Annotated in this window: 16 protein-coding genes and 1 riboswitch; of the genes, 14 read left to right on the top strand and 2 right to left on the bottom strand. The window is 67.2% G+C overall.

The window, feature by feature from the left end; translation table 11 throughout:
- Nucleotides 1-43: 43 nt before the first annotated feature.
- The 4 genes from ACIQC0_RS15205 to ACIQC0_RS15190 all read left to right on the top strand — a co-directional run bounded on the left by ACIQC0_RS15205 (nucleotide 44) and on the right by ACIQC0_RS15190 (nucleotide 2346).
- Nucleotides 44-643, top strand: a complete 600-nt coding sequence (locus ACIQC0_RS15205) for a GDSL-type esterase/lipase family protein (protein ID WP_377216966.1) — start codon at nucleotides 44-46, stop codon at nucleotides 641-643.
- Between the two features lie 84 nt (nucleotides 644-727).
- Entirely contained in the window at nucleotides 728-1555 is an 828-nt protein-coding gene (locus ACIQC0_RS15200; RefSeq protein WP_377216967.1) for a DUF4097 domain-containing protein, read from the top strand.
- The gene (locus ACIQC0_RS15195) at nucleotides 1555-2181 is read left to right on the top strand and encodes a PadR family transcriptional regulator (RefSeq protein ID WP_377216968.1); all 627 of its coding nucleotides are present in this window, start codon (nucleotides 1555-1557) and stop codon (nucleotides 2179-2181) included. Before ACIQC0_RS15200 ends, ACIQC0_RS15195 begins: the two co-directional genes overlap by 1 nt.
- 90 nt (nucleotides 2182-2271) lie before the next feature.
- Complete coding sequence (locus ACIQC0_RS15190; protein ID WP_369299106.1) at nucleotides 2272-2346, top strand: 50S ribosomal protein bL37; 75 nt, start codon at nucleotides 2272-2274, stop codon at nucleotides 2344-2346.
- Between the two features lie 112 nt (nucleotides 2347-2458).
- Here ACIQC0_RS15190 and rsrA read toward each other — a convergent pair whose 3' ends face one another.
- Nucleotides 2459-2719: a mycothiol system anti-sigma-R factor gene (gene rsrA / locus ACIQC0_RS15185; RefSeq protein WP_377216969.1), complete on the bottom strand. Its 261-nt coding sequence runs from the start codon at nucleotides 2717-2719 to the stop codon at nucleotides 2459-2461.
- On the bottom strand, nucleotides 2716-3444 hold the full coding sequence (locus tag ACIQC0_RS15180; protein ID WP_377216970.1) for a sigma-70 family RNA polymerase sigma factor: 729 nt from the start codon (nucleotides 3442-3444) through the stop codon (nucleotides 2716-2718). Before ACIQC0_RS15180 ends, rsrA begins: the two co-directional genes overlap by 4 nt.
- Before the next feature lie 349 nt (nucleotides 3445-3793).
- Between ACIQC0_RS15180 and ACIQC0_RS15175 the strand changes: the two genes are divergently transcribed.
- From ACIQC0_RS15175 to ACIQC0_RS15130, 10 genes are all read left to right on the top strand, one after another.
- Nucleotides 3794-4309: a DoxX family protein gene (locus ACIQC0_RS15175; RefSeq protein ID WP_400536166.1), complete on the top strand. Its 516-nt coding sequence runs from the start codon at nucleotides 3794-3796 to the stop codon at nucleotides 4307-4309.
- Nucleotides 4310-4315: 6 nt separating this feature from the next.
- Nucleotides 4316-5683 carry a 3-phosphoshikimate 1-carboxyvinyltransferase gene (aroA, locus tag ACIQC0_RS15170; RefSeq protein WP_400536164.1) on the top strand — a complete coding sequence of 456 codons (1368 nt, stop codon included), beginning with the start codon at nucleotides 4316-4318 and terminating at the stop codon, nucleotides 5681-5683.
- Nucleotides 5667-6782 carry a ribosome small subunit-dependent GTPase A gene (gene rsgA / locus ACIQC0_RS15165; protein ID WP_377216973.1) on the top strand — a complete coding sequence of 372 codons (1116 nt, stop codon included), beginning with the start codon at nucleotides 5667-5669 and terminating at the stop codon, nucleotides 6780-6782. The genes aroA and rsgA overlap by 17 nt, the downstream gene beginning before the upstream one ends.
- Nucleotides 6783-6828: 46 nt before the next feature.
- Complete coding sequence (gene hisN / locus ACIQC0_RS15160; RefSeq protein ID WP_377216974.1) at nucleotides 6829-7641, top strand: histidinol-phosphatase; 813 nt, start codon at nucleotides 6829-6831, stop codon at nucleotides 7639-7641.
- A 168-nt stretch (nucleotides 7642-7809) separates the two neighbouring features.
- A riboswitch (SAM riboswitch) is annotated at nucleotides 7810-7923 on the top strand.
- A 35-nt stretch (nucleotides 7924-7958) separates the two neighbouring features.
- Nucleotides 7959-9368, top strand: coding sequence for an aminotransferase class V-fold PLP-dependent enzyme (locus ACIQC0_RS15155; protein ID WP_400536160.1), 1410 nt, complete (start codon nucleotides 7959-7961; stop codon nucleotides 9366-9368).
- 86 nt (nucleotides 9369-9454) lie between these two features.
- The gene (locus tag ACIQC0_RS15150; RefSeq protein ID WP_377216976.1) at nucleotides 9455-10213 is read left to right on the top strand and encodes a class I SAM-dependent methyltransferase; all 759 of its coding nucleotides are present in this window, start codon (nucleotides 9455-9457) and stop codon (nucleotides 10211-10213) included.
- A 42-nt stretch (nucleotides 10214-10255) separates the two neighbouring features.
- A complete protein-coding gene (locus tag ACIQC0_RS15145) occupies nucleotides 10256-10969 on the top strand; it encodes a metal-dependent transcriptional regulator (RefSeq protein ID WP_377216977.1) in 714 nt (237 codons plus the stop codon).
- On the top strand, nucleotides 10959-11369 hold the full coding sequence (locus tag ACIQC0_RS15140; RefSeq protein ID WP_377216978.1) for a fluoride efflux transporter FluC: 411 nt from the start codon (nucleotides 10959-10961) through the stop codon (nucleotides 11367-11369). Before ACIQC0_RS15145 ends, ACIQC0_RS15140 begins: the two co-directional genes overlap by 11 nt.
- On the top strand, nucleotides 11366-11764 hold the full coding sequence (locus ACIQC0_RS15135) for a fluoride efflux transporter FluC (protein ID WP_400536156.1): 399 nt from the start codon (nucleotides 11366-11368) through the stop codon (nucleotides 11762-11764). The genes ACIQC0_RS15140 and ACIQC0_RS15135 overlap by 4 nt, the downstream gene beginning before the upstream one ends.
- 77 nt (nucleotides 11765-11841) lie before the next feature.
- A complete protein-coding gene (locus ACIQC0_RS15130; protein ID WP_377216980.1) occupies nucleotides 11842-12207 on the top strand; it encodes a hypothetical protein in 366 nt (121 codons plus the stop codon).
- Nucleotides 12208-12482: the final 275 nt, after the last annotated feature.

Raw genomic sequence — 12482 nt, 5'->3', positions numbered from 1 at the left:
TAATGGACAACACCGGTCAGGCCCCGGAAGTGAAGAGGTACGTGTGGAAGACAGGAAGCTGCGCATTGCAGCCGTAGGAGATGAACTGCTGGCCGGAATGGGAGACCCGCGCGCGCTCGGCTGGTTCGGGCGCGTGCTGGCCCGCACTCCCCAGGACGGCACAGCGGTGGAAAGCTACGCGCTGGCCTGCCCCGAGGAAGGCACCGAGGGCCTGGCCAGCCGCTGGCTTGACGAAGCGGGCCGGCGGTTCAGCGACCAGGCGGAGAACCGGTTGGTCATAGGCCTCTCCGGACGCGACATCGAGTTCGGTCTCTCCACCGCACGGAGCCGGCTCAACCTCGCCAATATCCTCGACTCAGCCTCGCAGAACCGCATAGAGGTCTTCGTCGTAGGCCCGCCGCCCACGCTCGACCCGGTGCGCAACCGGAGGCTGGATGAGCTTAATACGGCCTTCGCGGACGTCACCACCCGCCGGAAGCATCTCTACGTCGATACCTTCTCTCCCCTGCTGAACCATGAACAGTGGCGCCAGGACCTGGCAGCCAACGGCGGGGCGCCCGGCCAGGCGGGTTACGGGCTCATGGCCTGGCTGGTCCTGCACCGCGGCTGGTTCCAGTGGCTGGGCATGGACGCCCCGGAGTAGCACCCTTCGCGATATATCTTGATTGCCGGACCGCCCGGGGGTACCGTTGGAAGCCCAACACGATATATCGCCTTTGGAGGAGACGTGTCCGATCAGCAGTGGAGCATCACTAGCCCGCAGACCATCGATGTGGACGGTGTTTCGTCCCTGAAGCTGGGTATGGTCCGCGGCCGGTTTGATGTGGTCACACACGAGGACCCGGTGGCCCGGGTGGAGGTCTCGGACGTCCAGGGCGACCCCGTGGCTGTCTCTGTAACCGGTGGCCGGCTGGAAATCCGGCACCAGCTGCACGGTGCGCAGGGATGGCTTAAGAACCTGATGGGGGCGGTCGGCCACAACAGCGAGAACTCCGCCGTCATCAGCATTGCCCTCCCCGCCGGTGTGGACGTCGAGGCGGCCATCGTCAGCGGCGAGGGCCTGGTTTCCGGAACGACCGGCCACACCCGCCTGAACACGGTTTCCGGTTCGGTGGTGGCGGACGGCACCACGGGCCAGCTCGATGTCAACACCGTCAGCGGCGAGGTAGCGGCCCGCAACCATACCGGCGTACTGACCGCAAAGAACGTCTCCGGTGAAGTGACCGTTTCCGGGGAGCTGACGAATGTCAGGGCCAACACCGTCAGCGGCGGGCTCAGCTTCGATCTGTACGGCCACGCGCATGATTTCGGGGCGAACTCGGTTTCGGGAGACCTCACCATCCGGTTGCCGCACGACGTCGGCGTGGACGTTATCGCCAAATCGGCCAGCGGCGCGGTGGTCATCGACAACCAGCGCTTCCCGCACCTCGCGGGAACGGTGGAGACCATCGCGGGCCCGGACCGGCAGCTGATGCTGCTGCGGACCAACTCGGTTTCCGGTGCAACGTCCGTATTTCATCGACCCGCGCCGGAAGACGCGGAAGCAGGCCGCTGATGCCTCCCGTGTTCGCGCACGGAGCACTCCGCCTTTATCTCCTGGCCCTGCTTGAGTCGGGTCCCAAACATGGATACGAGCTGATCAAGGCACTCAAGGAGCGTTTTGGCGGCACTTACTCCCCGAGTGCGGGGACCATCTACCCGCGCCTGGGCAAGCTGGAGGCAGAGGGCCTGGTGGCCACTGAAGCCGCGGGCCGCCGGACGAACTACCGCATAACCGCTGCCGGTCTGGCTGAACTGGAGCGCCGGCGCGACGAGCTGGCCGCCGTCGAAAACGACATCTCCGCGTCGGTGCGGCGGTTGGCCGACACCCTGCGCGAAGACATCCGCAGCAACATGCGCGGCCTGCGGGCGGACCTCGTGGCCACGGCCGAGGCGGCCAGGCTTGCAGCCCACTCCGCCGCCCAGTCGGCTGATATGCGCATGCCCGGTGGCCGCATGCCCCCGCAGGCTGCTCGGCCACTGAAGGATGCCGAGGCCCTGCTGCAGGACTTCCGCGACGGAATCCGCGCTGAACTGCGGCTTCGCTCCCGGGACCGGCCCCTCAGCCCGGCCGCCCTTGAAACGCTGCGGACGGTCCTGGACCAGGCCGGCGCCGCCATCCGCACCGCACTGGATGCGTAGCCGTACCTGCGGTTCCGGTTCGCGGGCACCCTGCGGATGTGGGAGACTTGAGGGCAGCTCTTTTGAGTACCAACATTAAGGAGGCCAGCTATGAGCAAGCGTGCACGCAAGCGTCGTGACCGTAAGCGTGGCGGCGCGAACCACGGGAAGCGCCCCAACACCTAGGCACACGCCAGGTAACTTGGTTACAGCAAAGGACCCCGGAAACCTCTCGGTTTCCGGGGTCCTTTCTGTGTCCGGGGCTTGTGCACCCGGGGACGGGCAGCCGCCCCGGCAGCTATGCGCCGACCGACCGGATGGAGTGGATCCGGTCAAGGATCGCGTTCTTCAGGTTCTCCGGTGCGGCCTCCGTGCAGGAACGCTTGACCACTTTGCGGATGACGCATTCGAGGTCGTACTGCTCACTGCACTCCGGGCACTCGTCGAGGTGCGTCTTGATCTCCGTGAGGTCCTCCCGGGTGAGTGCGCCGTCGAGGTACTCGTAGATCCGCTGCATCCTGGTGTCGTCGCAATCGCCCAATCCCTGGCAGTCGCTCATTTTCCGCTCTCCTGTTGTGTGCTTCCTGCCGCGTCCTTTGGATCGGCGGCGGCCGTAAATCCGCGCTCGGCGGCGTATTCCGCGAGCATGTCCCGCAACATTTTCCGGCCGCGGTGGAGCCGGGACATCACCGTACCGATGGGGGTGTTCATGATGTCGGAAATTTCCTTGTACGCAAATCCCTCGACATCCGCGAAGTACACGGCAAGCCGGAACTCCTCCGGAATCTCCTGCAGCGCACGCTTCACGTCCGAATCCGGAAGGTGGTCCAGAGCCTCGGCTTCCGCGGACCTGAGGCCGCTGGAGGTGTGGGACTCCGCCCGCGCCAGCTGCCAGTCCTCGATGGTGTCCGAGTTCGACTGCAGCGGCTCGCGCTGGCGCTTCCGGTAAAGATTGATGTAGGTGTTCGTGAGGATCCGGTACAGCCAGGCCTTGAGGTTTGTCCCGGGCTTGTACTGGTGGAACGCCGAAAATGCCTTGGTATAAGCCTCCTGCACCAGGTCCTCGGCGTCCGACGGGTTCCGGGCCATCCGCATGGCGGCTGAGTACAGCTGGTCCACGTACTGCATGGCATCCCGCTCGAACCGGGCCCGCCGTTCTTCAGCTGACTCCGCGGCGACGTCCACCAGCTCTTCCGTGGCGGCCACAGCTGGCCCCGCCGCGGCGCTGGCCGGGACGGAGGATTCCTCGTAGGTGGCCGGAACGGCCGGATCCAGGGTGCTCATTGCCCTCAAGTCTACTGTCAGGGCGCGCCCCGCCGGCGTGCCATACTCCGGCGGATCGGACAGCAATGCGTCCGTCTCCACCGGACCTGGCGCGGAGACGAAATCCGTTACGCTTCCCAAGGCCACCCCGTTCCTGTCTTCCACCGCAGGCTGCGGCCGCCAGCGCGTGCGCGCGAACGCGTGCGGGCGCCGGCAGTTGCTGCCTGGAATGTGTCCGTGCTTTTGTGCGGCCCTGCGGATGCGGACCTGCTTTACGTAACCCCGCGCCTTGGGCAAATATTCCCCAAAAGTGCAAGACTAGAACGGACTCCCCCGCTCCGATGCGGCTCGTCCATCCAGGAGGAAATCCATGTCCGTTATCCGCACGCTTGCACGGCCCATGCTGGCCTCCAGTTTTGTCCTGGCCGGAATGGACAAGCTCAAGAATTCCGACGACACCGCCCAGCAGCTCTCTCCGCTGCTCCGCAAGGCCGCCGCTGCCCTGCCCTTCCAGGCTGATGAGAAGGCCCTGGCCCGCGTCATTGGCGGCACCCAGGTTGGCGCGGGCATCCTGTTTGGGCTGGGGAAGTTCTCCCGCCTCTCCGCCGGCGTGCTGACGGTGGTATCGCTCCTGAACACCTTCGTGGAATGGCGCAGCGCCGACATCAGCAGCAAGGAGGGCCGCGAGCACCGGCGCACCCAGCTCCTGAAGAATCTCTCGCTCAGCGGCGGCGCGCTGCTGGCTTCAGTGGACACCGCGGGCAAGCCCGGGCTGGCATGGCGCGCGGAGCACCTCGCCGCGGATGCACGCAGGACAACCAACAAAAAGATCCACAAGGCCGACAAAGCCGTTCGCCGTGCCGTCGGGCACGCCACGGGGGCATAAAGCCGAATGACCGCAGCACCCGCAGCACCGGCCGGCACCGGAGCACTCCCCCACTGGCCCGCACCGTTCGCATCGCGGCCTGTCAACGCCACCGTCCAGGTCCCTGGCTCCAAGTCGCTGACCAACCGGTATCTGGTGCTTGCCGCACTGGCTGACGGCCCGTCCCGCCTGCGCGCACCCCTGCATTCCAGGGATTCGGCCCTGATGATCGACGCCCTGCGCCAGCTGGGGGCCACCATCACCGAGGTTCCGGGTGATGGGGCATTCGGGCCGGACCTCGAGGTCATTCCGGCCCGTGCCGGCGCGCCGGCTGCGGACGCGGCCATCGACTGCGGCCTGGCCGGCACGGTGATGCGGTTCGTCCCGCCGCTCGCAGCGCTCCGGAACGGCACCAGCGTGTTTGACGGCGATCCCCACGCGCGCAAGCGGCCCATGGGAACGATCATCGAGGCCCTGTTGGGGCTGGGCGTGGCGGTTACCGCAGAAGGCGGGGGCACGCCGTCGTCCCTTCCGTTCGTGGTGGAAGGCACCGGGGAAGTCCGCGGCGGGCACCTCGTGATCGACGCCAGCGCGTCCTCCCAGTTTGTTTCCGCCCTGCTGCTGGTGGGCGCCCGTTTCACCGAGGGACTGCATCTGGAACACGCCGGCGCCACGGTTCCGAGCCTGGACCACATCAACATGACCGTCGCCGTTCTCCGCGGCGCCGGAGTGCAGGTGGATGATTCCAAGCCCAACCACTGGGTGGTGCAACCCGGGCCCATCCGCGCCTTCGACCAGCGGATCGAGCAGGACCTTTCCAACGCGGGGCCGTTCCTGGCCGCGGCCCTGGCCACGGGCGGAACCGTGCGGATCCCGGACTGGCCCGAACAGACGCAACAGGTGGGCGACCTGTGGCGCAGCATCCTCGCTGAGCTGGGGGCGGACGTCACCCTCCGCGACGGCACGCTGACGGTCACCGGCGGTCCGGAGATCAAGGGCGGCGATTTTGCCGACACCAGCGAACTGGCCCCCACCGTGGCGGCGTTGTGCGCCCTTGCCTCCGGGCCATCCCGGCTGAGCGGTATCGCGCACCTGCGCGGCCACGAAACGGACCGGCTCGCCGCGCTCGTTACTGAAATCAACCGGCTGGGCGGCGACGCCGAGGAGACCAGCGACGGGCTGATGATCCGCCCCGCTCCGCTGCGCGCCGGCGTCGTGCACACTTATGCGGACCACCGGATGGCCACCGCGGGCGCCATCCTGGGCCTTGCCGTCCACGGAGTTGAGGTGGAGGATATCGCCACCACTGGCAAGACGATGCCGGACTTCCCCAGGCTCTGGTCCGAGATGCTCGCGCAAGGGGCGGAGGGTTCGGGCAGTGGCTCGGAGCACTGACTCCTGGGATGAGTCGGATGTCCGCATCCGGCCCAGCAAGAAAGGCTCCCGGCCGCGCACCAAGGACCGGCCCAGCCACGACGACGCTGTCACGGGGCGCATCATCACGGTGGACCGGGGTCGCTATACGGCCGTTGTGGACGAGGATTCCCCGTCCGAGCGCGTGGTCGTCGCGGCCCGGGCGCGTGAACTGCGGCGCTCCCCGGTGGTTGCCGGCGACTTCGTTTCGCTGGTGGGTGACGTTTCCGGCGAGCCCGATACGCTGGCGCGCCTGGTGAAGATCCAGGACCGCCGCACCCTGCTGCGCCGCAGCGCCGACGACACCGACCCTATTGAGCGCGCAGTGGTGGCCAACGCGGACCAGCTGGTCATCGTTGTCGCCGCGGCCAACCCGGAGCCGCGCACCGGGTTCATCGACCGCGCCCTGGTGGCAGCGTACGACGCCGGCATCGAGCCGATCCTGCTGGTTACCAAAGCGGACGTCAGGGATCCTGCGGAGCTCCTTTCGAACTACACGCACCTTGAGTTCCCCGTCATCATCAGCCGGACGGCCGACGACCGCGCCTCGGGAATCGACGCCCGCTCCGACGACGGCCTATCCGCCCGGCTGGACAGCGGCGCCGTCGCCCGGCTGCGGGCCCATCTGGACGGCAAGGTCACCGTGATGCTGGGCCATTCCGGCGTGGGCAAGTCCACCATGGTCAACGCCCTGACCGGGGCGGAACGCGCGACGGGCGGCGTCAATGCGGTCACGGGCCGCGGCCGCCACACCTCCTCGTCCGCGCTGGCCCTCCGGCTTGCAGAGGCTCCCCCTGGCAGCTGGATCATTGACACCCCCGGCATCCGCTCGTTCGGGCTCGCCCACGTGGACCCCGACCGGATCCTGCGTTCCTTTCCGGATCTCTCCCCCGGGATCGAGGACTGCGAGCGGGGCTGCAAGCACACCGCCGCCGCCGTGGACTGCGGGCTCGATGCGTGGGTCAACGACGGGCACGCAGGACCCACCGGGCCCGCCCGGCTGGCATCCCTGCGCCGTCTGCTCGGTGCGGATCCGCGCAACGAGGCGCAGGAAGCCAAGGAACTCGGAAGCGTCACCTGACACCCGATCTCCCAGCAGATCCGCGCGCAGACGGTAGTTTGGAACTATGATCCAACCCGCTTCGAGCTATAACGATGACCTGCGCCTGGCCCATGTCCTGGCCGACTCCGTGGATGACCAGACCATGAGCCGCTTCAAGGCCCTCGATCTCCATGTGGAGACCAAGCCGGACCTAACGCCGGTCACCGACGCGGACAAGGCCGCCGAGGAGGCCATCCGCGGCCAGCTCTCCCGTTCCCGGCCACGCGACGCCGTGCTCGGCGAGGAATTCGGCAGCACCGGCCATGGTTCGCGCCGGTGGATCATCGACCCCATCGACGGGACGAAGAACTTTGTCCGCGGCGTGCCGGTCTGGGCCACCCTCATCGCCCTCGTGGACGAGGGTGAACCGGTGGTTGGTGTGGTGAGCGCTCCCGCCCTGGGCAAGCGCTGGTGGGGTGCCAAGGGCATGGGTTCCTACACCGGCCGGTCCCTGGCGGCAGCAAGCCGGCTCCGGGTCTCCAACGTCTCCAATCTGGCGGACGCGTCGCTGTCCTACTCGAGCCTGGGCGGCTGGAAGGAGCGGGGCAACCTCGACGAGTTCCTGGGCCTGACCGAGGACGTCTGGCGCACCCGGGCCTTCGGGGACTTCTGGTCGTACTGCATGGTGGCGGAGGGTTCCGTGGACATTGCCTGCGAGCCGGAACTGAACCTTTATGACATGGCCGCGCTGGTGCCCATCGTGGTGGAAGCCGGTGGCCGCTTCACCTCACTGGAAGGCCAGGACGGGCCCTTCGGCGGGAATGCCCTGGCCACCAACTCCATCCTGCACACCGAAGTACTGCACCGGCTCAACCCCTACCTGGACGACCTCCTGTAGGCCGCCGGACTCTCCGGACCGAAGATTACGACGACGGGCGCCGCGAACGGAGTCGTCCGTCGTCGTAATCTTCGCCGAAACACGCCTTTGGCAGCTGGGCGTAACAAAGGCCTTAACATTTCGCTCCGCTTCAGCCTTGCCCGCTGGAATGTCCTACGCTCTTAATCAGGTCACGAGTGCCAGCGCTAAACCCCGGTTTGCTGGCCGGCAACCCTCCATTCGCGGTGGGGTGCCCCGGGTGACGACCAGGCCGGTCCGGAGCGGATGCGGCAAGCGCGGATTCCCTGTTTGTGGAGTCCTTTCCCAGTGAGGTCTCTGTGACAACTGCCACTGTCGCCCCCGCCGTTGCGGCCCCGCCTGCCGATTCCATTGCCGCCGCCGCAGCCCGTCCGCTGGCTGCCGTCACCGGCGCGGAAATCCAGGCGCCCCTGATCACCGGCGGTCACGTCCGCTATGCCAACCTGGACTATGGCGCCTCCGCCCCCGCGCTTTCGGTGGTGTCGGCCTACCTGAACGAAATCCTGCCGTATTACGCCAGCGTGCACCGCGGCGCCGGCTACGCGTCCCAGATCAGTACGTCCGTGTACGAAAACGCCCGGGACATCGTCCGCGACTTCGTGGGCGGACGGCCGGACGATTCCGTCATTTTCACCCGCAACACCACGGATTCGCTCAACCTGCTGGCCGGCTGCCTGCCCGTAGCCGACGGCCGCCCGGCCGGCGATGTCCTGTACCTGGATATCGAGCACCACGCCAACCTGCTGCCGTGGCAGGGCGTCCCGCACCGAAGCATCGTGGCAGCGGACACCATCGCCGACACCCTGGACGCAGTCCGCGCCGAGCTGGAGCAAGGTGGCGTTATCCTGCTGGCAGTCACCGGAGCGTCCAATGTCACCGGGGAAATCCTGCCGGTGCGCGCCCTTGCGGCACTCGCCCACCAGTATGGCGCCAGGATCGTGGTTGATGCCGCCCAGCTCGCACCGCACCGTCGGATTGACATCACAGCAGACGACGTCGACTACCTCGCCTTCTCGGGGCACAAGCTCTACGCGCCCTTCGGCGCTGGGGTGCTGGTAGGCCGTCCCGATTGGCTGGACGCGGGCGTCCCGCACCTTGCCGGCGGCGGCGCCGTCAAGGAAGCACGGCTCGACGGCGTCCGCTGGGCCACCGGACCGGCCCGCCATGAGGGTGGCTCGCCTAACGTCCTCGGAGCCGCCACCCTCGCGCGCGCCACCCAGGTCATCGCCGGGCTGGACCAGGAGCGCTGGCACGCCCATGAGTCAGCCGTCCGGTCTTTCCTGGTGGAGGGCCTCCAGCAGATCAGCGGCGTGACGGTGCACCAGATCTTCAAGGACACCAACCCGGAAACGGACACCATCGGCGTGGTGAACTTCTCGGTGGAGGGCTACGACGCCGGACTCGTGGCGGCCTACCTGTCCGCCGAGCACGGCGTGGGCCTGCGCGACGGCCGGTTCTGCGCCCACCCGCTGCTCAAGCGGCTGGGACTGCCGTCGGGGTCGCTGCGGGCCAGCTTCGGCGTGGGTTCCCGGCTGGAGGACGCGCAGCGCCTGCTGGCGGGAATCGAAGCACTCAAGACCACCGGGCTGGGCTGGGACTACGTGGTGGACGCCGGCCGCTGGGTGCCGGCGAACGACACCCGGACCTACCCGCACTGGGCGCCGAACACCCCCGGCACCGCCGGCGCGGCTCCCTGCACCGACAGCTGAGGGCACCGGCACCCAAGGCGCTGAGCCACCGGTCCATACTGTAAATTCGAAAGAACCCGCAAGGCATGGACTGAAGGAGGCCGCACGTGGTTCGGGGTGGCCCCAAGATGGATCACGGGCGGCGCCGGGAGCTGGGCAGCAGCTTCCGCTCCGGCGGCAGCCACTACCAGCGCGTGCGGCCCGGGTATCCGCAGGACTCCGCCGATTGGCTGGTCCCTCCCGGAGCAAGGGATGCGCTGGACGTAGGCGCAGGGACCGGAAAGTTCACCGCGCTGCTCCTGGACCGTGGCCTCAAGGTGACGGCCATCGATCCGTCCGCGGACATGCTGGCCCAACTGCAGCTCCACTGCCCTGCTGCCACGGCTGTGGCGGGGACTGCGGAGGCGACCGGCCTTCCTGAAGCGGCGTTCGACGTCGTCACTGTGGCCCAGGCATGGCACTGGTGCGATCCGCTCGCGGCAAGCACCGAACTGGCGCGCGTGCTGCGGCCCGGCGGCACCCTGGGACTCGTGTGGAACCAGTTGGACACGTCGGTGCCGTGGGTGCACCGCCTGTCCCGGATCATGCACGCCGGCGATGTCTACAAACCTGATTTCCGGCCGGTGGTTGGACCGGAATTCACAGGGCTCGAGGGGCATCTCACGCACTGGCAGGACACCGTAACCACCGAGGACCTGATGGAGCTGGCCAAATCACGCAGCTATTACCTTCGGGCAGGCGAGGCAACCCGCGCCAAGGTGCTGGCCAACCTGGACTGGTACCTGCATGACCATCTGGGCCACGCAACCGGGCTTGACCTGAAGCTGCCGTACCTGACGCTCTCATGGCGCGCAGCGAAGGCTTGAACCCACCATGCTGTGCCGCCCCGGACCCGGTAGGCTTGAGCTGTGAAGACCAGCGCGCCCTCCTCCTCCATCGAGGACTACGTTAAGGTCATCTACTCCTTCACGGAGTGGCAGGACAAGGCCATCACTTCCTCGCAGCTTGCGCAGCGTCTGGGTGTCGCAAATTCCTCGGTATCCGAGATGGTCCGCAAGCTCAAGGACCAGGGCCTGGTGGACCATAAGCCCTACAGCGCCATCACCCTGACTGATGCCGGGCTACGGCTCGCGCTGGCCATGGTGCGGCGGCACCGGCTGATCGAGACCTACCTCGTGCAGCAACTCGGCTACAGCTGGGACGAAGTCCACGACGAAGCTGAACTGCTGGAGCACGCAGTCTCCGACACATTCATCGAACGGGTCTCAGCGAAGCTGGGCCATCCCCTGCGGGACCCGCACGGTGACCCGATCCCCTCAGCCGACGGTCAGGTCTTGGTGCCGCGGGCCCACCTCATGGGCGAACTCGATGAGGGGCACACCGGCAGGATCACCAGGATCAGCGACGACAACCCGGACCTCCTTCGGTATCTGTCCGCGGAACATATCGACCTCGACGACGAAGTTGAAGTGGTGGGCCGTCGCCCGTTCGGCGGCGCCCTGGTGGTGCGCATCCGCAATGCAGGCCGGAGCAGGGACTACGACTTCGCCGAGGAGATCACCTCAGCACTCTGGGTCCACACGGACCACCCGCACCCCGGCTGCCTCCTGGGTGACGGCTGACGTGTGGCGCGCCTGGCTGGCCGTGGCTGCCGGCGGCTTCATCGGCACGGAACTCCGGTACGGCCTGGGACTGGCTTTTCCTGAAGGGCCGGGCGCCATTCCGTGGACGACACTCCTTATTAACGTTGCAGGAAGCTTTGTCCTCGCCTCGCTGACCACCATCTGGATTGCCCGGCCGCAGACCGCCTTCTGGCTGCGCGCAGGCTTGGGTCCCGGGCTGCTGGGCTCCTTCACCACGTTTTCCGCCGTCATGTTCTCCACCGACCAGCTGCTGCGGGCCGGTGAACACCGGGCGTGGCTGCTGTACCTGGCGCTGTCGCTGGCGTTCGGCCTCGCCGCCGCGGGCGCCGGCTGGCGCGTGGGCCGGATGATGGCGCGTCCTGCGGAAGTTGTGCCATGACGGCGCTGCTGGTGGGTCTTTTCGGGATGGCGGGCGCCCTGCTGCGGTTCGCTGTGGACAGCTGGTTTGCCCACCACAGCGCACGCCGCAGCGTCCGTGGGCCCGGCGGATCCGGGCGGCTTCACTGGCCGTGGGCTACCCTGCTGGTCAATGTGGCCGGGTGCTTCCTGATCGGACTGACGTATGCCGCCACGGAGGGCGCGGCCATGTCACCCGAGTGGCGAACCGCCGCCGCAACAGGCCTTGCCGGCGGGCTGACGACATTCAGCTCCTGGACCACCGCCACCGTGCGGCTGTTTAGCGAGGCCCGGTTTAGCGCGGGTGCGATGAACGTGGCCACCAACCTGGTGCTGGGATTTGCGGCGGCGGCTGCGGGAGCTGCACTGGTGACCTGACCGCTGTGCGCCTGCTGACTGCCACGATTCGACTGCGCCTGTAGGCGATTTGGTGCCCTCCCGTATGGTGGACAGTGATGATGAGCAGACGTGACGCGGCAATTGCCCTGGACATACCCCTCGAAATGGCGCAGCGCCACGGCCTGCCCAAGTGGATGGCCGAGGAAGAACTTGCTGCCCTGCTGGACAACCCGCCGCCATGGCTGGTTCAGTCGCGGGCCAACCGTACCGGCAAACGCCCCGTGTGGGTACACCTGGTGTGCGCCGTCTGCGGCTATGAGGAGGCAGCCCGGCCAAAGAAATGGTGGCCGGATTTCAGCTTCGTTGCCTGCGAACACCACACCAAGCAGGAAGTGCCGCCACGCCCCGCGGGTGCCGTCCGGAGCGAGTTCGAAGGTGTTGGCACGCGCTTCATCGGTGTCGTCGATGTTCTGACGCCGTAACCGGTGGGGTTCCGACGCGCAAAACCGCTGTCGACGCGGATGTGCGGATTCGCACCCCATATACGGGGTACGTCAGCGCACCCCCGTGTCGACGACCAATATGCGCGTCGAAAGCGGAGCGTGGCCGGGGCACACAAAAGCCCCGGTCCGAAGACCGGGGCTTTTCACAAAAGTGGAGATGGGGGTGTCTAGTTTCACGACATAGTTCTCACATGAGTCGGGACATCGTTCCCAGTTGATGCTTCACCGGTGAGTCGGGACATCGTTCACACCCT

The organism is Pseudarthrobacter sp. NPDC092419, assembly GCF_044755045.1.
In the GTDB taxonomy this organism is placed as follows: domain Bacteria; phylum Actinomycetota; class Actinomycetes; order Actinomycetales; family Micrococcaceae; genus Arthrobacter.
This window is presented reverse-complemented; position numbering and strand designations above follow the sequence as displayed.